The sequence below is a fragment of the Pseudovibrio flavus genome (assembly GCF_009711345.1).
GTDB classification, from domain to species: Bacteria; Pseudomonadota; Alphaproteobacteria; order Rhizobiales; family Stappiaceae; genus Pseudovibrio; species Pseudovibrio flavus.
Genome location: NZ_SMMA01000047.1, coordinates 623 through 22,241, shown reverse-complemented (window position 1 = coordinate 22,241; position 21,619 = coordinate 623). Strand labels below are relative to the sequence as shown.

At 53.1% G+C, this 21,619-nt stretch carries 23 protein-coding genes; 15 read left to right on the top strand and 8 right to left on the bottom strand.

The window, feature by feature from the left end; translation table 11 throughout:
- Positions 1-75 precede the first annotated feature (75 nt).
- The 7 genes from E1162_RS01810 (at position 76) to E1162_RS01780 (ending at position 4,784) form a co-directional block, all read left to right on the top strand.
- Entirely contained in the window at positions 76-315 is a 240-nt protein-coding gene (locus E1162_RS01810) for a hypothetical protein (RefSeq protein WP_257098578.1), read from the top strand.
- Between the two features lie 220 nt (positions 316-535).
- A complete protein-coding gene (locus tag E1162_RS01805; RefSeq protein ID WP_155126022.1) occupies positions 536-844 on the top strand; it encodes a hypothetical protein in 309 nt (102 codons plus the stop codon).
- Positions 841-1,299, top strand: a complete 459-nt coding sequence (locus E1162_RS01800) for a DUF411 domain-containing protein (protein ID WP_155126020.1) — start codon at positions 841-843, stop codon at positions 1,297-1,299. Before E1162_RS01805 ends, E1162_RS01800 begins: the two co-directional genes overlap by 4 nt.
- A gap of 73 nt (positions 1,300-1,372) precedes the next feature.
- A complete protein-coding gene (locus E1162_RS01795) occupies positions 1,373-1,861 on the top strand; it encodes a c-type cytochrome (RefSeq protein WP_155126018.1) in 489 nt (162 codons plus the stop codon).
- Positions 1,858-3,354 carry a multicopper oxidase domain-containing protein gene (locus E1162_RS01790; RefSeq protein WP_155126015.1) on the top strand — a complete coding sequence of 499 codons (1,497 nt, stop codon included), beginning with the start codon at positions 1,858-1,860 and terminating at the stop codon, positions 3,352-3,354. The genes E1162_RS01795 and E1162_RS01790 overlap by 4 nt, the downstream gene beginning before the upstream one ends.
- Positions 3,355-3,421: 67 nt before the next feature.
- On the top strand, positions 3,422-3,784 hold the full coding sequence (locus E1162_RS01785) for a copper resistance CopC family protein (RefSeq protein WP_155126013.1): 363 nt from the start codon (positions 3,422-3,424) through the stop codon (positions 3,782-3,784).
- Positions 3,785-3,905: 121 nt separating this feature from the next.
- The gene (locus tag E1162_RS01780) at positions 3,906-4,784 is read left to right on the top strand and encodes a CopD family protein (RefSeq protein ID WP_155126011.1); all 879 of its coding nucleotides are present in this window, start codon (positions 3,906-3,908) and stop codon (positions 4,782-4,784) included.
- Positions 4,785-5,529: 745 nt separating this feature from the next.
- On the opposite strand, the gene E1162_RS01775 is transcribed toward E1162_RS01780, so the two are convergent.
- From E1162_RS01775 to E1162_RS01750, 6 genes are all read right to left on the bottom strand, one after another.
- A complete protein-coding gene (locus tag E1162_RS01775; protein WP_155126009.1) occupies positions 5,530-6,513 on the bottom strand; it encodes a DMT family transporter in 984 nt (327 codons plus the stop codon).
- Positions 6,514-6,729: 216 nt separating this feature from the next.
- Complete coding sequence (locus E1162_RS01770) at positions 6,730-7,899, bottom strand: iron-containing alcohol dehydrogenase (protein ID WP_155126007.1); 1,170 nt, start codon at positions 7,897-7,899, stop codon at positions 6,730-6,732.
- A 190-nt stretch (positions 7,900-8,089) separates the two neighbouring features.
- Positions 8,090-8,509: an aconitase X swivel domain-containing protein gene (locus tag E1162_RS01765; protein WP_155126005.1), complete on the bottom strand. Its 420-nt coding sequence runs from the start codon at positions 8,507-8,509 to the stop codon at positions 8,090-8,092.
- Positions 8,497-9,762, bottom strand: coding sequence for an aconitase X catalytic domain-containing protein (locus E1162_RS01760; protein ID WP_155126003.1), 1,266 nt, complete (start codon positions 9,760-9,762; stop codon positions 8,497-8,499). The genes E1162_RS01765 and E1162_RS01760 overlap by 13 nt, the downstream gene beginning before the upstream one ends.
- A 51-nt stretch (positions 9,763-9,813) precedes the next feature.
- Positions 9,814-11,412: a BCCT family transporter gene (locus E1162_RS01755; RefSeq protein WP_155126001.1), complete on the bottom strand. Its 1,599-nt coding sequence runs from the start codon at positions 11,410-11,412 to the stop codon at positions 9,814-9,816.
- Positions 11,413-11,552: 140 nt separating this feature from the next.
- Positions 11,553-12,437: a dihydrodipicolinate synthase family protein gene (locus tag E1162_RS01750; RefSeq protein WP_155126000.1), complete on the bottom strand. Its 885-nt coding sequence runs from the start codon at positions 12,435-12,437 to the stop codon at positions 11,553-11,555.
- 240 nt (positions 12,438-12,677) lie between these two features.
- Here E1162_RS01750 and E1162_RS01745 point away from each other — a divergent pair, with 240 nt between their 5' ends.
- The 3 genes from E1162_RS01745 to E1162_RS01735 all read left to right on the top strand — a co-directional run bounded on the left by E1162_RS01745 (position 12,678) and on the right by E1162_RS01735 (position 14,451).
- Positions 12,678-13,439, top strand: a complete 762-nt coding sequence (locus tag E1162_RS01745) for an IclR family transcriptional regulator (protein WP_155125998.1) — start codon at positions 12,678-12,680, stop codon at positions 13,437-13,439.
- 161 nt (positions 13,440-13,600) lie between these two features.
- Positions 13,601-13,951 carry an antitoxin Xre/MbcA/ParS toxin-binding domain-containing protein gene (locus E1162_RS01740; protein ID WP_155125995.1) on the top strand — a complete coding sequence of 117 codons (351 nt, stop codon included), beginning with the start codon at positions 13,601-13,603 and terminating at the stop codon, positions 13,949-13,951.
- A complete protein-coding gene (locus E1162_RS01735; RefSeq protein WP_306455012.1) occupies positions 13,951-14,451 on the top strand; it encodes an RES family NAD+ phosphorylase in 501 nt (166 codons plus the stop codon). The genes E1162_RS01740 and E1162_RS01735 overlap by 1 nt, the downstream gene beginning before the upstream one ends.
- On the opposite strand, the gene E1162_RS01730 is transcribed toward E1162_RS01735, so the two are convergent.
- Both E1162_RS01730 and E1162_RS01725 read right to left on the bottom strand, forming a co-directional pair.
- Positions 14,448-15,302, bottom strand: coding sequence for an EamA family transporter (locus E1162_RS01730; protein ID WP_155125994.1), 855 nt, complete (start codon positions 15,300-15,302; stop codon positions 14,448-14,450). The genes E1162_RS01735 and E1162_RS01730 overlap by 4 nt on opposite strands.
- 297 nt (positions 15,303-15,599) lie before the next feature.
- On the bottom strand, positions 15,600-16,334 hold the full coding sequence (locus E1162_RS01725) for a DeoR/GlpR family DNA-binding transcription regulator (protein WP_155125992.1): 735 nt from the start codon (positions 16,332-16,334) through the stop codon (positions 15,600-15,602).
- A 76-nt stretch (positions 16,335-16,410) separates the two neighbouring features.
- Here E1162_RS01725 and E1162_RS01720 point away from each other — a divergent pair, with 76 nt between their 5' ends.
- The 5 genes from E1162_RS01720 to E1162_RS01700 all read left to right on the top strand — a co-directional run bounded on the left by E1162_RS01720 (position 16,411) and on the right by E1162_RS01700 (position 21,385).
- Positions 16,411-17,046, top strand: coding sequence for a TIGR00725 family protein (locus E1162_RS01720; protein WP_155125990.1), 636 nt, complete (start codon positions 16,411-16,413; stop codon positions 17,044-17,046).
- A gap of 51 nt (positions 17,047-17,097) precedes the next feature.
- Positions 17,098-18,237, top strand: a complete 1,140-nt coding sequence (locus tag E1162_RS01715; protein ID WP_155125988.1) for an ABC transporter ATP-binding protein — start codon at positions 17,098-17,100, stop codon at positions 18,235-18,237.
- 9 nt (positions 18,238-18,246) lie between these two features.
- Complete coding sequence (locus tag E1162_RS01710) at positions 18,247-19,164, top strand: carbohydrate ABC transporter permease (RefSeq protein WP_155125986.1); 918 nt, start codon at positions 18,247-18,249, stop codon at positions 19,162-19,164.
- The gene (locus E1162_RS01705; protein WP_155125984.1) at positions 19,161-19,991 is read left to right on the top strand and encodes a carbohydrate ABC transporter permease; all 831 of its coding nucleotides are present in this window, start codon (positions 19,161-19,163) and stop codon (positions 19,989-19,991) included. Before E1162_RS01710 ends, E1162_RS01705 begins: the two co-directional genes overlap by 4 nt.
- A gap of 131 nt (positions 19,992-20,122) precedes the next feature.
- The gene (locus E1162_RS01700) at positions 20,123-21,385 is read left to right on the top strand and encodes an extracellular solute-binding protein (protein WP_155125982.1); all 1,263 of its coding nucleotides are present in this window, start codon (positions 20,123-20,125) and stop codon (positions 21,383-21,385) included.
- Positions 21,386-21,619: the final 234 nt, after the last annotated feature.

The window sequence follows — 21,619 nt, the reverse complement described above, 5'->3', positions numbered from 1 at the left end:
CTGATTTTCTTTTCAGTGACCCATAGTTTTGGAGCCTCCGTTCCCTCCATGGGAATGGACGGTGAGCCATATACTATGGCCAAAGTGGAAGATACTGATCATCACGAGGCGATGAACGATCCGAGCCCTATGGATTGCTGCTCGAAAGAAGCCTCTTCCAACAGCGCATCATCCAGCTGTATCGCCTTTTGCGGATATCTGGTTCCTTCGATGGTTTGGCATGGTCCATCCTCATCGCTAGGCTTTGCAATTCCCCCGCATACAGAATCTGTTGGCACGACAGCTGTTGTCCAGCTGCGCCCTCCCATCGCCTAAAATTTGCAAGCTGCTTGCGGCGGCTATCGGCATAGCTGTGCCTTCACGGGCTTAGTGTGCCCGCTAATTTACCGCCGTTTCCTGCAGTTCTCGTAGTCTGAGTAAGTCAAGTAACGCGCTTAGTGCGTCCTGCGTCTCAGGCTTGTTCCATGCAAATTTTTGAGGGTTTCTTATCCTGCACAACACTGCAGGTTTAAGGACCACTCACGAGGGACTGTTAATGGATAGCTCCCATACCTCTTCGGCCCGCAAGGCCAGTGTGCCTACAATCGCGCAAGGCTCTGCCGCGTCCCTTGTAAAGCGTGCAGGTTCATCAATGAACCTGATGATGCTCGCATGCTGCCTGCTTATGGGCGGTGCGCTGGTCTATTTTCTGGCCACTGCTCCTGCCGAGCAGAGCTTGGCAACAACGCTGGTTGCTGCAGCGCCATTCCTGCTTTGCATCGTTTCCCACTTCGTTCTCATGAAGGTTTTCGGCACGTCCTGCCATTCAACAAACACAGACAAAAACAAGGTAACAAACAAATGAAAAAGACTGTTTCTGCACTTCTGTTCACTGCAACACTGGCAATTGGCGGCGCGTTTCACGCCCATGCGGACGAAAGCAAAACCATGACTGTTTACAAGAGCCCGTATTGCGGCTGCTGTAAGGTTTGGGCTGATGCTTTGGAAGATGCCGGTTACACCATCAAGAACGTTGATATGGAAGACCTGAGCCCGATCAAGAAGCAGGCGGGCATCAGCGACGACATGATGAGCTGTCACACGGCTGTCTACGGCAAATATGTGCTTGAAGGCCATGTGCCGCTTGAAGCTATTGCCAAGCTTGAAAAAGAACAGCCAGAAATCCACGGCCTTGCAACGCCGGGTATGCCAATGGGTTCTCTTGGCATGGGCGAGCCGGATGCAAACACCAACTACACCGTCTTTGCTATTGGCGGTGCAGGTGAAAAGCCGGTGCCTTACTACACTGTTGGCCAGTAAATAGGAGCGGCAGCGGTGTTCATAGTGCCGCTGCCATCCTTCTAGCAGGTTACTGCGAAGAAAGAGATATGAGATGAAACTCATCGGACTGGCCGGAGTGTCTGCACTGGTTGTTGCAGGCTCGCTAACAATGGCGGCGGCCGCCTTTCTGCTTATGGAAGGCGATAGCCGTGCCGGAATATTGAAGCCTGCCGACACAGCTACAGTCGCCAAAGGGGCTTCCATCTATGCAGACCAGTGCGCCACCTGTCACGGGGTGAACCTTGAAGGGGAGCCAAACTGGCAGGAGCGCAACAGCGATGGAACCATGCCCGCGCCGCCCCATGACGAGAGCGGCCACACATGGCACCACGATGACTGGCTGCTGTTCAAACTGGTCAAGTTCGGTCTGGGTGGGGTTGAGGGGCTGGAAGATGTTCCCTCCACCATGCCCGCCTATGAGGGCGTTTTGAGTGATGAGGAGATCCTCGCGGTTCTTTCCTACATCAAATCAACTTGGCCCGAGGCTCTTCGCAGCAATCACGATGCGCTTAATCGCCAGATTGCTAAAGGACAACAATGATGAAGCGACGCGATTTTCTATTTGGATCAGCAGCTCTTGCTACCGGAGCTGTGCTTGCGGGCAAGGTGCCGCTTGTGGGCATGGCCCGCGCCGCAGCGCCAGACCTTGATGGGCGCGCCCGATTGCAGATGCCGCCGCTGCTGGACGCTACACAAAGCGGCGAGTTCACCCTCAACCTTCAAGAGGGCACACAGCGGTTTGTGATGAATAATCCAAGCCCGACCTTTGGCATCAACCAAGGTTACCTTGGCCCGACGGTGCGCATGGCGCCCGGTTCAAGCAGAGCGGATGTAAAAAACACCTTGGATGAAGGCGTTGCTATGCACTGGCATGGTTTGTTGGTACCCGGTGAGCAAGACGGCGGACCACACCAGCCGATTGCAGCTGGCGGACGCTGGAACACTGATCTTGATATCAATCAGTTGCCTGCAACAGCGTGGTATCACGCCCATACTCATGGGCGCACGGCGCAGCAGGTCTACAACGGCCTTGCAGGCTTTATCCAGATCGATGATGGGCGCGATCATGATCGTGGTCTGCCAAGCAACTACGGCGTTGATGATCTCTTCCTCGTCATTCAGGACAAGCGCTTTGATGAAAACGGCTTGCTCGTTTTCGATAGTTCTATGATGACGGCGATGCATGGTTTCTTCGGTAACACCATCGTCGTCAATGGTCAGGTTGGTGCTGTTTGTACGCCTCCTAAAGGGCTTACCCGTCTTCGCTTACTTAACGGCTCCAACGCCCGTTCCTACGGTCTGTTTTTCGATGATCTGCGCGAGATGCATTTGATTGCGACCGATAGTGGCTATCTGCAAAAGCCGACAGCGCTTACGCAGCTTCGTCTTGCTCCGGGGGAACGTGTTGAAGTGCTGGTGGACTTCTCAAAGGGCGGTCCTGCGCGCCTTCTGAGCTGGGGTGATATGAACCAGTCGCTCAAGGGCTATCAAGGGCCCATTCCGACCAACATTCAGGAATGGTCTGCCCTTGGTGCTTATTCCATCTTGCCGTTCCAGCCGGATGAGAGGCTGAAGAGCGGCGTTGACCGCTTGCCGGACGAGCTGGATGGTGAGCCTGCCGAGATGGCACAAAAGCCGGTTCGCACCCGCGAGTTCACGCTGGATATGGGCATGGGCATGATGATGGCGCGGGCCATGGGTGGTTCCATGATGGGCATCAACGGCAAAGGCTTTGATATGGAGCGGATTGACGTTGAGGCCAAAGTGGGCACGGTGGAGCGATGGATTATCTCCGCTCACATGCAGGTTCACCCTTTCCATATCCACGGAGTGAAGTTCCTCGTTGAAAATCAGGTTGGTCAGCCTCCGCGGCCGGAAGAGCGCGGTTGGAAAGACACGGTCATCGTTGAAGAGGAGTCTCAGGTGCTGGTGCGTTTTGATCACGCAGCACCTAAGGAGCGGCCTTACATGTACCACTGCCATATTCTGGAGCATGAGGATGCGGGCATGATGGGGCAGATGAGCGTGACCTGATGCGGTTATGAGATTGCGGCGGAAGGGGCTATATTACTCTTCCGCCCCATAGTTTTAGGGAATTTTTATGCGGACCTTTAGAAATACGATTTTTGCCGTTGGCGCAGCGGTTGCAATTGCAGCCAGTGGCTCAGCTTTTGCCCATTCCAAGAAGATGAAAGCCGTGCCGCAAGACGGCGCTGTTCTCGATGAAGCACCTCAGCGCATCGAAGTGATGATGACCACGCCACTGCGCCTGACCATGGTAACGCTGGTGGGAGCGGAAGGCGGTGAAGTGCCAACGGATTTCAAACTCGATATGCAGCTGACGGAGATGTTGAGCGTAACGCCTGATGCGCTGGCTGCAGGCAGCTATACCTTTTCATGGCGGGGGCTTTCGCAGGATGGTCATCCGACCTCGGGTCAGATACGCTTTGAGGTGAAACGTTAGGGCGTTTTTCGCTCGAATTTTTGAACTCTCAAGCTGTAATGGCTTGAGGTAGGCGTATCTGCATTGGGTCATAAGACCGTGAGTGGGATACGCACCAGCCAGCGCAACGTGGAGGGGAGCAATGGCTATGTTAGAGGGGCTTTGGGGCTGGTCGCTTGTGGCGCTGGCGCAGAAAACGCTGCTTTACTATGTACTGCTAACCGGCGCGGGCACGGCGCTGTTTCTTTTCATTTTTGACCGGTTGGAGGACACTTTTCGAGGACGTCTGCGCTGGGTCCTGCTGATTTTTGTGGTGGCTTCCTTTTTGATGGTAGCAGCGCAGATCTTGCTGGAGGTTGCGTATCTGGGTGGCTGGACGCTGAATATGGAGCAGGTGCCGATGTTCCTCGGCTACTTGATGGATGGTCCTATCGGTCATGCAAGTGTCTTGCGTATGGCGGGCGCAACCTTGCTGCTTGCCATTGGCATTCGCGGGCCTCTGCCTAAGCTGCTCGCACTGCTGGGTGTGTTCCTGATCGCCGTTTCCTTCTCGCAAGTCGGGCATACACTGGGTGAGCCGCGTCTGCTGCTTGCAATTCTTATCAGCTTACATGTGTTGTTTCTGTCTTACTGGATCGGCGCTTTTATACCCCTTTATATGTCTGCGAGCCGTTTGCCAGTTGAGGAAGTGGGTCTGCTGGCAGAGCGCTTCGGGCGCATTGCGGTAAAAGCGGTTCTGTTTCTAGCAGTCGCGGGCGGGGGGATGCTCTATATCTTCACGCAGAGCTTTTCGCAGTTCATGGGCACGACTTACGGGCAGTTGTTTGTTGCAAAACTGGTTGCGTTTATTCTTCTGCTGGCGCTGGCCGGTCTTAATAAACTGCGCCTTACACCGAGGATCAAGCAGGGTGATCAGGGTGCGCTCGACCAGTTTCGCTACACGATCTTGATGGAGGTGATGGTGGTTGTCTCTATGCTGGTGATTACAGCAAGTGCCACAACGCTATCCTCACCAATGTAGCCCTAGTGTTCATTTTGGACAGGTTTGTATTATAGCGCGGTGCGAACGTAATATTAGTTTGCTCCGCTCGATGGTATAGTAATATCTGCAATTCCAAAGATATATCTTTGCAAGATAAAGAAATAAAATTCTTGTCAATGTGAACAAGTTGCGTCAATTCGCGCATATAATTTCACTGCGGTTGAGCTTCTACGAAACATACCGGACAATATGCAGAGGTAATGGTTGTTGGGGAGTTATATCAACTAGTAGCGAAGTCGGTACTTCTTTTGGTTCTCAACATGTTTTGAGTTTAGTTTTCCAGTTACTGGGTTCGCAGCATTAGAAGCCAATAAACAGCAGCTATCTACCTGTCATTCAACGATGCGCGGTCGCTCAAATAGTGGCTACGCAAGTGTTTGGATCCAAAAAGACAAGATTGGACACATCTATGGCACACAGTAGCTCAAACCCAAAAGAACACAATTTCGGTAAGGACGCGATTTTCTCGGTATGCGCACTTGTTACCTTTGTGATCTTGGCATCATGCCTTCGGTATCTGATCGGGTAGCGGAAGTAAAAAACAAAAGCGCGTATCGGCCTAATGGCTAGGCGAGCGCTTGGCTAAGGCTCTTGGCGAACTGGCGCGTATTCGTCGTGCTTGGAACTGCGCCGTTCTAACTGGGAAGACCTTGGCAAAATGGAAGGAGCAACGGGCACGCTTGAGCGCCTATCATTGTTGCTCCTCCCTAAGAGTTTCAGCGGATTATACGCCCACTTTATCGTTCATTGGCACTGGCGTGACCTGACTTACAATGTCCATCGCAGCCTCAGGAATGTTTGGAACGATCGGTTCAGCTTCCGCTACTTCCAGCGCATCTTCCTGACGACGGCTCATAAGAATGCTCTGCGCGAAACCGCAGAACAGGATAAGTACGCAGCCAGTAATCTGGATAGCGTTGAGCTTTTCAGCAAACAGCATCCATCCCAAAACAACCACGGTCACAGGTTCCATATAGGCGAGTGTGCCGAAGGTTACGCTTGGCAGATTGCGCAAGGCAATGATTGCGCCAAGGGTCGGCAGGAAGCCGGAAATCAGGCCAATCAGGAACAGCCAGAAGCTTTGCTCAAGGCTAGGCAACTGGCCGGACGTGACAACAAAGGGAGCCACACACGCTGCACCCACAGCAAGCTGGGTGAACGTGCTCTGCATTGGAGATTCAGGGGATGGCTTGCGGTTGATGAGCAGGAAGGTGGCATACATGAACATGCCAGCCACAGCGTACATCACGCCAATATGCATCTGGTCATACTGGGCGGTATCGCTGGAAAAGCCAATCATCATGAAGAAGCCAACCATTGCGCCGAAGACGGCGACAATGTTCGAGATCCGCAGCTTCTCGTTAAAGAAGAAGTGCGCAAAGACGGCGCAGATGATCGGTGAAAGATACATGATCATCACCGCAACGCCCATCTTCATGTAGTTCGTTGCCTGAATGTAGAAGAACATGAAGCCGAAGATCATCACGCCGCTGATGATAGACTTCAGGCTTGGCTTGTGAATGAGCTTTTTGCCCTTACCAGAGCCCACCATAAACACCACAAGACATAGCAAGCCTACGAACAGGCGATAGAATGTGATGTGCTCTGCAGGCATGGCAGCAAAGCGGGAGAACGGCGCGACAGTGCCAAACGCAGCTGCTGCCGCCACGGCGAGAATAAGGAAGGGTAGCCGCGAGGTGGTGGGCATCCTGAGAACTCTTTTAAATTGTAGGGAAAGAGGTCTGACTGTCTTCCTTTAGGGGAAGTCGCAGGCAGGGCTTATCTTTGTTTGCCACTATATATCAAAGAGTTACTGAGTTCTATACTGTGATATACGTGTGGTCTGGCCGTGTGAAAAAGAACGCGGTCTGGAACGGGAGTTCCAGACCGCGCGAGAACGCTCGTTGGGAGGGAAGGAGAGCGCTTAACGGTAGGATTTTTCCACGATTGCGTGGATGTCGTCCTTGGTCAGGGTGTACTTGTCCAGATCGATACCAACGACGTCATAGGTGATGTCGGTGATCTTCTGGCAGTCTTCCTTGGAGATTTTGTGATCGGACATTGCAAGGGTGCGAACGCCGGTTGCATCCATCATGTCGGTCAGAGCGTTGATGAAGTTCTGGCCCTTGTCGCCTTCGATTGGAGCTGCGCCCATGAATACGCCGATGTCTTCCAGAAGCTCAGGAACAAAGCGCTTGATGTCTTTGTAGTATTCTTCTGCAACAACGATCAGGGTTGCGCCGTGTGCGAAGGAAGGTGCGATACCGCCGATGGTCTGCGCAATGATGTGATGGGAAGTCACGGTGCACAGGGACTGGGTGTAACCGCAAAGGATGTTTGCAGCGTAAGAGATTTTTACGCGTGCTTCGAGGTTGGAGCCGTCTTCAACAACAACTGGCAGCCACTGAGCAACGGTGCGGATCGCATCTTCAGCGTAGATGTCGATCAGGCGGTTTTCGTTGCGGTTGGTGATGTAGCATTCCAGAGCGTGGAACAGAGCGTCAAAGCCCTGGTAGATGGTCAGCTCACGTGGGAGAGACTTCATCAGGTCAGGGTCGATGATGGAAACGGTAGGGAACAGAGCGTCACATGCGAAGTCGAGCTTTTCCTCGGTGTCTTCGTTGGTGATCACGCAGTAAGGGTCAGCTTCTGTACCGGTACCAGCTGTTGTGGTGATGGTGATGATTGGCGCTGCGCAGGTTACTTCCTTGCGGCCACCGGTGCCGGTGTAAGCGTAGTCCCACAGATCGCCTTCGTTCAGCATCATGATCGCGGTTGCTTTTGCGGTGTCGATGGAAGAACCACCACCAAGACCGATTACGAAGTCACAGCCGGATTCTTTTGCAAGAGCGCTAGCAGCCATTACGCCTGCGCGGGTTGGGTTAGGAATAACGCCATTGAATACAACAGCTTCAACACCGTTTTTAGCAAGCAGCTCAATCACGCGGTCCTGGAAACCGAGTTTCTTCATCAGGTCATCGCTGGTTACGCAGATGAGCGCTTTTTTGCCAGGCAGTTTCAGTTCTGCCAGTTCGTTCAGGCGGTTCAAACCAAATACGATGCGGGTCGGAATATAACTGTCGATTTTATACATTGTGGGACCTTTGCTAAGGCACAGCCTTGGTGTGGTGACTTTGATTGGGATGCGCGGCGGGCACATGGGTGCGTTGTGCCCGTCCGGCATAGAAGAGAGGGGGGAAGGGAAAGCGCCTAAGATCGGGACTTACGCTTTCCTGTCGGAAGAGGTCTATGGATGGGATGCTCAACCTCTCCCGCGCAGCTGTTTAGTTGAATGCCACCAGCTCTTCCCTGTCTGCGAAAATCTGGACCGATTTTGCATCAGCAAGCTTTTTGTAGTCTTCTTCAGAGAGGTTGATCACTGGCAGGATCTGCTCATAGAAGTGCTTTGCGATCAGTGGACCGGTCAGAATAACAGGGTCGGTACGAATGTTGATGATGCCAGCAGGTGCAGAACCCACGCGCAGCATTTCCATCAATACAAGACCAGCGCCGCTGGAGCCTTTACCAAACGGGAATGCGAAGATCTTGCCCTTCATGTTCTGCTGGAATGCAGAGTGACGGTGATCCTGAATTTCGCCGGTCTGGATGTTGACGCCGCCAACGAAAGAGAACGGATCTTCAGAGTAGATAAGCTCGGCAGTCAGGTCCTTGGAGATGACGTTTTTACAGGTTAGCTGGACCATTTTTTCTTACCTCTTACAACTTGGCCGCTTACTGCAGACTCAACGCAGTCACGATAGTTTCCGAAGACCGGATGGATGCCGACTTTGGAGTAGCAGTAGTTAGCGAACTTGCCTGAGTTGGTCATGATGGACTTGGTGTCCCACTTATCCAGCGGGTATTCCATGGTGCAGCCGTCAAGGAACACTTCCACACCCAGAGCCTTCACACGATCAAGCAAACCGCTGTCGTTGGTGCTCTGCTGGGTGCAGCGGCTGGTGAATACCCAGAACTGGGTGTTCGGGTTCACTTTGCGGCCGTCAAATGCCTTTTCCAGTGCTTCGAATTCAGCGTAGGAGAAGTGCGGGCAGCCGATGGAGATCAGGTCAATAGGGCCGGTGTGGTCCATATTGCACAGCTCGCGTTCAGCTTGTGCCAGCATTGCCTTGGTGATCAAGACTTCCTGCTCTGGTTTGCCGCCATGGAATGCCATTTCCTGAGTGTGTGCTTCAGGGGTCAGACCAATAAGGTGGAACAGAGCGATACCGCCGGAGGATGCCGCTGTAGCAGAGAACTGCTTCAGGTTATCCATGGTGATGTTCATTGGCATGCCATCGAGCGCCCAGATCTGGTCGCCAGCAATGTTGCCGTAGTTATAAGCCAGCAGGTTGAAGATGTCGTCGTCTTCAAACATGTCTGGGGTAATGTCGTCGGCCAGCTTCATCAAGCTGACTGCCTTACGGTTTTCGGTTTTGTGCAGACCGAAGTAAGGGACGCGGCCAGCGATACCGGCCAGAAGCTCCAATGGGCCTGCGTAACGGTTGGTACGAGCGCCGATAACGGAGTTTACGAAATTGATTACGTTGGATTCTGCGCAGGCGACCTGCTGACCGAAGGATGGCTGATGGCCTGCCTGATAAGGGGCGCAGGTCCAGTTTGCTGCCGCGCCAAGCTGAAGATGGGAAGCTTCAATACGGCGGGTTGCTGTCATCCAAGAACGGTCGTGGCGCTGTTCTTTCCAGCGTGCCATGTCCAGTGCACATGCGTTTGTAGAAGTTGGAACAGCGAACTTTGCGCCAATGTCTACAAGGTGTTCGGTAAATGCTACCTGAGCTTCGCCGAAGTATACAGTACTGTCGTCGTGGCAGGAGACAATCTCGACGAACCGATCAACCTCATAGTATTGAGCAAGGTCGAACAAAACGTTCATTGCCATCCGGCGTGCTTCACCATGATCCCCTTGAAGTAGGGCTTTTTCATAGTCTGTAAGATACATCAGATCTCTCCAGTGTGGCTCCCTGCTGAGCAGAGAGCCACTTGCCAATTATTATTCGGCTGGTTGAGCCACACCGCTCACAGGAGCGTTTTCGGTTTTTGGAGCCTTGAGAAGGCTACCCTCTGCCTGTTCGCCAGCCATCTGCTTCGCAATGCGGATTGCAGACCAGCAAACGAACATTACGAGGAACATGAGTGGGAAGCCGATGAGGGTGAACATGCCGCGGATACCATCTGCGCCGCCTGTTGCGATGATCAGGTATGCAACGGTACCGATTGCAGCACCCCAGATGATTTTCAGCTTGCGTGGAGCTTCTTCATCAACGGTGGACTGCTTGCAGGACAGAGTTGCAAGAACAGCGGTCATCGGATCTGCGTAGGTAACCATGGAAGCGATAATCGCAAGAACGAACACGATCATGGTCAGCTTAGACAGAGGAAGGCTGGAGAAGATGGAGTAAACGGTGGTTTCCATACCGTTTGCCTGGATGTTTGCCCAGATGTCGAGGGTGCCGGAATCCTGCATGTAGATTGCGGTGCCGCCGAAGATCGCGATCCAGATAAAGCAGAAAGCGGATGGGCCAAACAGGGTCATTGCGATGAACTGACGAACAGTACGGCCACGACCGAGGCGAGCGTAGAACAGACCGATCAGCGGTGCTACCACGAAGAAGGATGCCCAGAACTGTACAGTCCAGCCTTTCGCCCATTCGTCGGTGGTCATAGCGTTGGTGATGGTAGCGCGTTCGAAGAAGCCGCCGAGGAAGTCACCAAATGCAGTTACGCCAAGGTCAGCAATGAAGTTGGTTGGGCCGAATACGAGAACGAACAGCGCAAGACCAACGAATACCTTGGTGTTGATGTCCGCAATCAGAGCCAGACCTTTTTTCATACCAGTGATACTGGAGATGGTGAATACAGCGGTCATGATGATCGCTACAACCAGCCATACAGCGCTGTTAGAAGGAATGCCGAATACGTTTTCAAGACCGGAACCGATCAGGAGCAGTGCGCCGCCCATGGAGCTTGCTACTGCGCCGCCGAGGGTGAAGATGCAAACGCCGTTTACGATCTTACCGATGGTGCCGGTGTGTTCTTTGCCAAGCAGACCGTAGAGAGTTGTACTAACAGCAAAAGTTTCGTTTTTGCGGTTGTAAACAACCATTGCTACTGCAACAGCACACAGGGTGTACATGCTGTACTGCATGATGGTCCAGTGGAACGCGGTCTGGGAGATCGCGATGATACCAGCGTCACGGCTGAAAGGCTCTACAGCCCATGCTTCAGCAGGCTGAGCGAAGAAGAACATTGGTTCTGCAGATGCCCAGAACAGAAGACCGGTACCGATACCGGAGCAAAGGCAGATGGAGAACCACTGGAACAGGGTCAGGTCTGGTTTTTCTTCAGCACCGCCGAGGCGGATGTCGCCGTATTTGGAGAAGAACAGATAGAAAATTGTAAAGAAGCTGACGAGGCCACAGGCCATGAACAGCCAGCCGAAGCGTGCGGAAATGGTGTCCAGAACGCCATTGAGGAAGGCGCCCATCTGATCTGTGAAGAGTACGCCCATAAGAATGAACGCAGCCATACAGATAAAGGCTGGCCAGAACGAGAGCGGCTGAAGGCCCTGTCTATCACTTGTATTATTCATTATTCCCCCAAAGTTTCCCGAGTACGATGTGTGGGTGAGAGCCCACTATTTCGTTAGTTGGTCCTGATGGACCGATAAGTTTTGCAGGTGGTTTGGTGTAGCGGAGGCCTTTTCTCCCGAAGCCTCCGCTTACCTTATTTTTAGTGCAGGTCGCGTTCTTTAATCAGAGCGCGGATTGCTGCCTTTTCGTCTTCGTTCAAAGGCAGACGTGGGTTGCGTGCGATACCGCCAACAAGACCCATTTCTTCCTGGAAGAACTTGGTGGTCTGAACAACCTTGCCAGCGTTTTCCAGGTAGCGTGCTACAGGCACGTATTTTTTGTAGAGGTCAGCTGCTGCTGCGCCTTCGCCCTTCTTAACGAGGTCGAATACGTCGCGGGTCATGTTTGGAGCGAAGTTGCCGCCCATGCAGACCCAGCCAGATGCGCCAGCGTTGAAGGATTCAAGGCACATGTCTTCCCAACCGCAGAACACAGCAATGTCGTCTGCCAGTTCGTATGCGATGCGGGTAACGCGCTTGATGTCGCCGGAAGATTCTTTGATGTACTTGACGTTTTCCAGTTTCGCGATGCGAGACAGGGTGTCGAAGTCGATGTCGAGGCCAGAAGAACCAGGATTGTTGTAAGCCATGATCGCGACTTTGACGTTGTCGGATACAGTCTTGAAGTACTGGTAGATTTCTTCCTGCTCGATGCCGGAGCCTGGAGGAGGCAGAACCATAACGCCAGCTGCGCCATGCTCGTATGCATGGTTGGACAGGTCGATGGTGATGTCAGCGCGTGCGCTGATGGTGCCTACGATTACAGGAACGCGGCCAGCAACAGTCTTGAGCACGAATGCTGCAAGCTCTTTGCGCTCTGCCAGATCCAGAGTGAGGTACTCGCCCAGAGCACCGCAAACCATCAGACCATGAACGTTCTGGCTAATGAGATGCTCAATATTCTTCGCAACTCCGTCAAAGTTGATCTTCTGGTCTTCCAGAAGCGGAGTTGTCATTACAACAAAAACGCCTTGCAGCTTTTCCATGTGCCCCTCGTGGGTGAGTATAACTTGTTAGGATCGCTGATTGTTCCGTATTGTGGAACGCACTTTGATTTTTCTGGAATATGGCTGCGAAGTTTGGTAGGCGTCAATAAGGGGAAATATGCACTGGGCATGAGAGCCCTATCAGGTATAAGGGGGCGAACTAGTGAAATATTTGTTCGATGGCCGACGCTGTAAGTGAAGCCGCCAATTTCTGGACTCAAAATCAATTCGGATTAAGAAATGGACGATAAAAAGACGGCAGATTCTAGTATTAGTGCCGTAGTAAAGACGTTTAAAGTAATCGAGACACTGTCTTCACGGCAGTCTTGGGATCTCGCTCGCCTTACGTCAGCTGTCGATATGCCAAAAACAACTGTGCATCGTATCCTGCTCACGCTGATTAATATCGGCTATGTGGAGCAGTGTGAGACGAGTGGTAAGTATCGCTGTACGTTCCGTTTTTTGAATCTCGGTTCCAGAATTGTGGATAGCAACAGCGTGGTTATGGCGGCTCAGCCGTTCATGGACGAGCTGGAATCTATCACAAATGAGAACATCAATTTGTGCATTCCAGATGGCGATTGCCTCGTCATTGTTTCCAAGCGCGAAAGCACATATTCGCTGAAACCTTCGCAGCCGCTAGGTCAAAGACTACCACTTCATGGCTCTGCTAATGGACGTGCCTTCTTGTCCCATGCGCGCGAGTGCATACAGAAAAAGGTGATCTCGGGTCTGCGTTCTACCGGTGCTGTGGGTGATATACAGTCCTTTATCGATCTGCTGGAATCCATCCGCAAAGAAGGTGTTGCGATGGAGATCGAAGAGCATATCAAGGGCGTTGGCTGTATTGCGGCTCCAATTCTCGATCACGAGAACCAGCCTGTCGGAACGCTTGGTATCGCCACCCCTACAGTGCGCTTGACCGATGAAATGATCAAGGAATTCCGCCGTTTGGCCGTTACCAAGGCGCATGCGCTTTCCAAGCTTTTGGGCGCTAAATAAGAAGCTATCGGGACGGATTGTCGCGTTCCATTTTTAGCTGTCGATATTCCGCAAAATTGAGAGCCTGCTCCTGAAATATGGGGCGGGCTCTCTTGCTATTTACACCTATGCGCATATATTGTCATTACATAGCGTCATAATATGCGGCAAGGAGCTGTGCGATGCATTTGACCAAGGTTGCTGAAAATGGGCTGTTCGCCCCGCAGAAGATTGCAGATGTACTGCGCACGACCAGTGAGGAAGTGGCGCGTACTGCTGGCCTTGGCCGCGATGCCGTTCAGCGCCGCGACAGACTGAAGTCAGTCAAAACGCAAAGCCGCCTCCGTGAGATGGTGGAGATCATCAACAAGGTTGAGCCGCGTTTTGGTTCTGCGCTCATCGCTTACGCGTGGCTGCGCTCCGAGCCGTTGCCGGGCTTTTCCGGTCAAACGGCCATGCAGCTCATTCAGCAGGGCCGCGCTGGCGATATCCTCGAGTATATTGATGCAGTTGATGCCGGAATTCACGCCTGATGCTGCATTATCAGGGGCTTTTGTATCGGGCACTTAATCCGGTTTATGCGCGTGAGCCACTTTCGGGTGAAGGTGCGCGCCGCTTTGGCGGGCGGTTCAATGCAAAGGGTACGCCTGCGCTTTATACCTCTGCTGCGCTGACGACTGCTATTAAAGAAGCCAATCAGGTTGGTCACCTGCAGCCTACCACCGTTGTTGCTTACAAAGCGGACATCAATCCCCTGTTTGATGGTTCGGATCGTTCGGCTCTAGCTGAGTTCGATATGACTCCAGAACTACTGGCTGCTGCTGACTGGCGTGACCGAATGTTACTCGACGGCATCGCTCCAACGCAGGTTTTTGCGCAAAGATTGATTGGTGGCGGCTACGCTGGCCTCGTTATACCCAGCTTTGTGAGGGGCGCAGAGGCGCATGATCGCAACGTTGTGCTCTGGAAATGGGGCGCTGATCTCCCAGAGCAACTACTCTTGATTGATGATGAAGAACGGCTGAAACGCTAGCTTGAAGCCAGTACAAGCACACCGAAAACAATAACCATTGCCCAGACCATGCGCTCTTTAAGGTGTCCTTCACCCAGCAAGATGCTGCCCATGAGTACGCTCATCAAAACGCTGAGTTCGCGCAGTGGTGCAACATAAACAACTGGCGTGAATGTAAAGGCGATCAGCACCAGAATGTAGGCAAGGGGACTGAACACTGAGATGATGAGCACACCGCCCTTATGTTCACGCCAGATTTTGCTCACCAGCGAGCGGCGGCGGAACGCAAGGGGAGACAGCATCACAGCTCTTGCGATGTTGGAGAAGTAGTCGAGCAGCAGCGGCGCAATCATCAGTGTCGAGACCGCATAAGCATCCCAAACCGTATAGCTTCCGATAAACAGGCCCGAACCGATACCAAAGCCAATGGATACGCCGGTTCCTTTGCCTAGGCTTTTAATGCCGCCCGTCAGCATGAAAATGCCGAAGATGATAACCACCGCGCCTACAATCATCTGCAGGCTCATGCTCTCGCCAAGCAGGATGACAGCAAGCGTCGTGGAGATCATCGGGCCAGTTGCGCGGGCTGTGGGGTATACCTGTGAGAGGTCGCCATGCCGGTAACCAGCTTGCAAAAGCAGGAAGTAGCCAATGTGCAAAGCGGCGCTGATACAAACGACAGCAACTTCTACAAAGCCGAATTGCGGCGCTTGTATAAAGAAGTAGGCGGCTGGAGGAAGGTAGATAACGGCTGCGAAAGCAGAAAACAGCCAGACAAGCTCTCCGCCTGCGTTGATCCGCTTTACATAATAGTTCCATGTGGCGTGGCAAAGCGCTGCGGTAAAAACCAGCGCAAACCCCAAGAGGCTCATAGTGTCACCGAAATGCAAACGCTGGTGCGTTGCACGGTTCGAGGGTATTTCCTCGGCTTCGAGCGGACTAAAACTCGCGGAGTTTGAAAGGGAGCCCGCTGTATAACCAGCCGAATCAAATGGTTGATGGGTGAAAGTGCGTAGACATTAACCTTGCGAGCCCCAAAGGCAAGGCGTCAACTGCGCCTACCCTAGGGGGACACCCGTCAGAGCCCAAAGAAAAAGGCGACACGCTGGAAGAGCGCATCGCCTTACATCTATCTTGGTGAACTTGGCGGGCAGAGGCTGCCTTGGTCCTTATTCGTCTTCTTCGCGGTTGGTGACCACGTAGGCGAAGTCTTCAAGGGTCGCTACTTGGCAAAGGGCCGAGCGGCCAAACTTCTTTTCGTTCGCCAGCAACATGCTGAAGCGCGAGCGTTTGATGGCGGCTTTCTTTACCGCAATCTTGGCAAGGTCAAAGTCCATAACCGCGCCTTCCGGCTCGATGCCCTGACAGCCGATCAACGCGTAGTCAAAACGGTACTTCGCGATGGCATTCACCACACTTTCCCCAACCAAAGATCCGTCGCCCCCAGCGAGCCTTCCGCCCAGCACATACACCTGAGTGCTGTAAGGGTCGAAGAAGCTGGCAACACGGGTGGAGTTGGTGAAGATGGTCAGGCCTTCTTTTTCAGCAAGGCACTGGGCCGCTGCTTCTACTGTTGTGCCAACATCCATGAAGACAGTTGAGCCTTCCGGAATAATCGCGGCTGCTTTATTACCAATGGTAATTTTGTCATCACTTGCAATGTGTTGGCGCACGGAGTGGCCGAGTCGCACGGCGTTAGGATCAGTCCCTATGCCTGCGCCCCCGTGGAAACGCTGCAGTAGCCCCAGCTTATCTAGTGCGATTATGTCGCGGCGAATGGTCTGGGCAGAAACGCCGAAACTGTCGGCGAGGTTTTCAATGGTCGCAAACCCGTTGGCCGTTACGTCGGCTACAATTCCGCGCTGTCGCTCGTTGAGTTGAGATTTTTCGTCACGATGTGGCATTGGTAAAAACTGGCGCTTGTAAATTATCTTACATTGTGTCTATAGGAGGGCCAACAAGAAAAATCCAGAGTAAAACATGCTTAACAGAAGCCTCTCGCAGAAAAAACTGTTTGCTGAAAACAACAAGCAGCTGGACCCTTGGAATTGGGTTTGGCAGTCGCATGAGGGCGATCGCCCTGAAGATGCAGAAGAAATTTCTCTGGCTGATGCAGTGCACTGGCTGCATGTAGAAAGACTGTGCCGCATTATCCCTGTTGCTGTTATCGGCCCACGTGAGCCGGAAGCATACCAGATGGACGTGGCACTGGAGCTGGGCGAAGCACTCGCAACCCTTGGTCTGACCGTACTTTGTGGCGGAAAAGGTGGGGTTATGGAGGCTACTGCCAAGGGCGTGCACAACAAAGGCGGTATGACTATCGGTCTCGTTCCAGATGAAAACTGGACCATGTGCAACCCTTACATCGACATCCCTCTGGCTACCGGTATTGGCCCTGCGCGCAATGCGCTCATTACCCGTGCGGCACTCGCGCTTGTGGCTGTAGGTGGTCAATACGGCACCATTTCCGAGGTCGCTTACGGCCTTCAGTTCGGCAAGCCTGTATTCGGTCTGGCCGGTGCGCCAGATATCGAAGGTGCTCAGCAGATGGAACGCGTGGAAGATGTTGTTTCCGCGCTACTACCTATTCTGCTCAGACTCGAACAACTGTCATAAAACTTACATCTAGTCGGCATAAACGGCGAGTAACTTACATACGAGACCCAAATGATCGAACTAAGAAATATAAAACGGCAGTTCGGCCAAACCACTGTTTTGGAAGACATTTCCCTGACCGTTGAGAACGGCAGCTTCACCACGCTGCTGGGTGCCTCCGGTTCTGGTAAGTCTACCACCCTGCGTATTATTGCAGGTCTGGATACGCCAACTTCCGGCTCTGTCATGATCAACGGTCAGGATGTTACCCAGGCACCTGCTGCTGCCCGTAACATCGCAATGGTGTTCCAGTCCTACGCGCTTTACCCGCACATGGACGTTCGCGGCAACATTACCCTGCCGCTTGCAATGCGTAACATGAACCGTCTGGAACGTGCACCTTTGCTCAACAAACTGCTGCCTTCTGCTCGTCAGAAAGCACAGAACCACCAAGAGCAGGTTGAATCCATTGCTCGTATGCTGGAAATCGAGCACCTGCTGGCTCGCAAGCCTTCGCAGCTTTCCGGTGGTCAGAAACAGCGCGTTGCAATGGGCCGTGCACTGGTTCGTGATCCGGTTGCCTTCCTTCTTGATGAGCCGCTTTCCAACCTTGATGCAAAACTGCGCGGTCAGATGCGCGGCGAGCTTATCGACCTGCATAAGCGTACCGGCAAAACCTTCATTTACGTGACACACGATCAGGCAGAAGCGATGAGCATGTCTGACCAGATTGCTATCTTCATGCATGGTGTGATCGTACAGAAGGGCACTCCGCACGATCTTTATGAGCGTCCGGCAACCAAAGAAGTTGCAGCGTTCATTGGCGATCATCCGATCAACTTCATTGAATGTTCTGTAGAAGGCAACGTTGTACGCGGTCCTTTGGGCATTTTCGTTCTTGATGAAGCTGTTTCCTGCCAGAACGTTGTTATTGGTGTTCGCCCAGAGGTCATGGAGCTGAGCAGCGAAACAGCAGTGAATGGCAAGGTTGAGCGCGTTGAGTACTTCGGCTCTAAAGCTACTGCCAGCCTGTCTCTGTCCAACGGCCAGATGATTCAGGTTGTGCTGGAAGATACCTCCACGTTGCCTGAAACTGGTTCTGCTTGCGGCCTTTCCTTCGAACTTTCCCGCGCACATGTGTTTGATGCGCAGACCGGTCTGCGACTGGACGTGAAAGTTGCTGCTTGCGTGCAAGACGCAGCTGCGGAGTAGGGGGCGGTTATGGCAACAGTTACAACGCCGATGCTGCCGCGTCGCGTTCATAACGCGTTGACCGATCTGGCGCTCGTCGGACCGGCCACGCTGGCCATGCTCTGCCTGATCTTTGTTCCGGCAGTGCTGGTGGCAGTGCTTTCCTTTACCGATTACCAGTTCGGCGCCAAGGCGTTTAACTGGATCGGTCTGGAAAACTATGTGGAGCTGTTTACTGACCGCACCGGCAAACGGGCGGTATTCAACACGCTCTATTATGCGGCAATCGTTATTCCGTGCTCCATGATCCTCTCGCTGCTTGTGGCGATGGGCGTTCATCAGGTGGCAAGCTGGAATAAGACCTGCGCCAACATCTTCCGCACCAGCTTCTTCCTGCCTGTTGCTGCAACGCTTGTTGCTATGGCAACGGTTTGGGAAATGCTGCTGCACCCGACCCTTGGTTTGGTCAACATCGTACTGGACATGATCGGCATTGGCGGCGAGCGCTGGCTCTCTGACCGTAAGCTGGTGCTGACGACCCTTGCTGCTATCGGCGTTTGGGAAACTGTCGGCTACAACATGGTGCTGTTCCTTGCCGGTCTTGCTTCCATTCCGCGCCATCTTTATGAGGCTGCGGAAATTGACGGCGCAGATCGTGGTTGGGAACGCTTCTGGACCGTGACTTGGCCGATGCTTGGCCCTACCACGCTGTTCGTTATGGTGATTACCGCAACCCGTTCGTTCCGTGTGTTCGAAACGGTGGCGACCCTCACCAAGGGCGGCCCTGCGTTTGCCAGTGATACCCTTGTTTACGCCATGTACCGCGAAGGCTTTATCTACTTCAAAGCGGGCTATGCAAGTGCCATCACCATGGTGTTCTTCATCTTCGTATTCGCTTTGACCATGCTCAAGGTTGTTGTTGCCGAGCGAAAGGTCCACTACCGATGAACGCTCGTACCTATACCTCCCGCGCTCTCACGGTTTTCTTCCTGACAATCGGCGCGGCTATCCTTCTGCTGCCATTCTTCTGGATGGTATCGCTGTCGCTGAAAACGCCGGAAGAGATCTTTTCTCCAGAGCTGACCTTCTTCCCTGGTTCGTTCTACTTCGACAACTACATCAAAGCATTCCAGCAGGTGCCTCTGCACCGCTTCCTGCTGAACGGTGTAATGGTCTGCGGCGGCATTCTGTTCTTCCAGATGATGTTTGCCGTGCCGTGTGCCTACGCGCTGGCGCAGCGCCAGTTTGCTGGCCGTACCATCGTGTTCGGTATGGTTCTGGCAGGTCTGTTGGTGCCGTATCACGTTACCGCTGTTCCGATCTTCCTTGGTCTGGCCCAGCTTCAGCTGCTCAACACCTACGCTGCACTGGTTCTGCCGTTCGTGGCCTCCGTATTCGGCATCTTCCTGTTCCGCCAGTTCATGGCAACGCTTCCGCCGGATCTTATCGACGCTGCTCGTGTGGATGGTCTTTCTGAAATGGCGATCGTCTGGCGCATAGCGTTTCCGGCTGCATGGCCTGCGGCTACCACCTTCGCGATCTTCTCCATCGTCGCTCACTGGAACGATCTGTTCTGGCCGATGATTGTGATTTCCGATGCGGATCTGGCAACCCCGCCACAGGGCATTCTCTTCTTCCGCGACGAGGAGTCGGGTTCTGATGTTGGACCTTTGATGGCGGCAGCTACCGTCGTCACCACGCCGCTGGTACTTCTCTTCCTCATCGCTCAGCGCTGGTTCATTCAGGGCGTAACGATGAGCGGCATCAAGGGCTAACGCGCATTCCAAGTGAATGAGCGCCAAGCGCCGCAATTAACAAACAAGAACAACGAGAAGGGCGGTTTACGCCCCACTCAACAAAAACGATTGAATGACGATCACTGACGTGTCCCAAGGAGTTAAGGACAATGCGTAAGTCAATTATCGCCGCAGTTGCAGGTAGTTTCTTTGCAGTAGGCATGGCACAGGCTGAAGAAACCACCATTCGTGTGCACTACGCTCACCCAAACATCTTCTCCAAAATTCAGGAGAAGCTGGCAGTTGCGTTCGAAGCTGAGCATCCGGAAATCAAACTGGACTTCGATGCTCCGGCTGAATCTTACGAAACCGGCGTGCAGTCTTTGCTGCGTGACGCTGTAGCCAACAAGCTCCCGGACGTTGCGTTTGCGGGTCTGAGCACTTGGCGTATTCTTGAAGCGCGTGGCCTGACCGTGCCGCTTGATGAGTTCATCGGTGATGAAGCTGCGTTTGAAGCGCAGGGTTACACTCCTGCTCTGCGCTCTTTGGGCCAGTACAACGGCAAACAGCACGCGCTGGCTGTTGCTGCATCCACCCTCGTTGTCTACGCAAACCCTGAGTTGGTTGAGCGCGCAGGCGGCGACATGGACAACTTCCCGACCGATTTCGACGGTCTGATCGAACTGTCCGCGAAAATCAACGAACTTGACCGCCGCATTGAAGGCGCTTGGGTATCTCCGCATGACTGGCGCTTCCAGTCCTTCCTCGGTTCCTTCGGTGGCCGTCCTCTGAACGCGGACGAAACCAAAGTAACTTTCGACTCTGAAGCTGGCATTGCAGCTGCAACCGTTTACAGCCGTCTGGCTGAAGAAGGCGGCATGCAGTTCTATGAAGACTCCGTTGCTCGTCAGGCGTTTAACGCTGGTACCCTTGGTCTTTACATCGACAGCTCTTCTTTGATGGCTCGCGTAATTGAAGGCGCTGGTGACCGCTTTGAAGTAAGCGTTCAGCCGTTCCCGATTGCTGCTGAAGACAAGGCTTCTGTATACCTGCCAACCGGTGGTTCCGGCATGGTTATGCTGACTGAAGACAAAGCGAAGCAGGACGCAGTATGGAAGTACATGCAGTTCGTTTCCGGTCCTAAGGGCGCGAAGATCATCGTAGAAAACTCCGGCTACGCACCAACCAACTCTCTGGTTGTTGAAGACGAAAGCTACCTCGGTGACTTCTACAAATCCAACGCTGGTGCACGCGTTGCCCACGCACAGGTGGCTAACTACGCTGGCCCTTGGTACGCGTTCCCAGGTGATGAAGGCGTTGCTGTAACCGACGTTATCCTTGCAGGTCTCATCGAAGTTATCGAAGGCGAAGACCCGGAAGAAATCATCAAGGACGTTGCTGCTGAAGTACGCGACTCTCTTGAGCTGAACTAATAAAAAATAGTCAAACAAACTCGAAGCCCCGGTCATCATGCCGGGGCTTTTTGTATCAAGTCTAATCTTGGAGGTCATGACTTGTTGCGTAGTTGTTTCTTTACCGAAAGCTTCAGCGTTTGCAACTTTCTCCGTAGTATGGAGATTTCAGCTTTGAGGCGGGACGCGGTTTTCATCGCTCGTTCATGTTCGTTAGTTCGTAACTGCAATGCCTGCTCTAACTTTTCTCTCAAT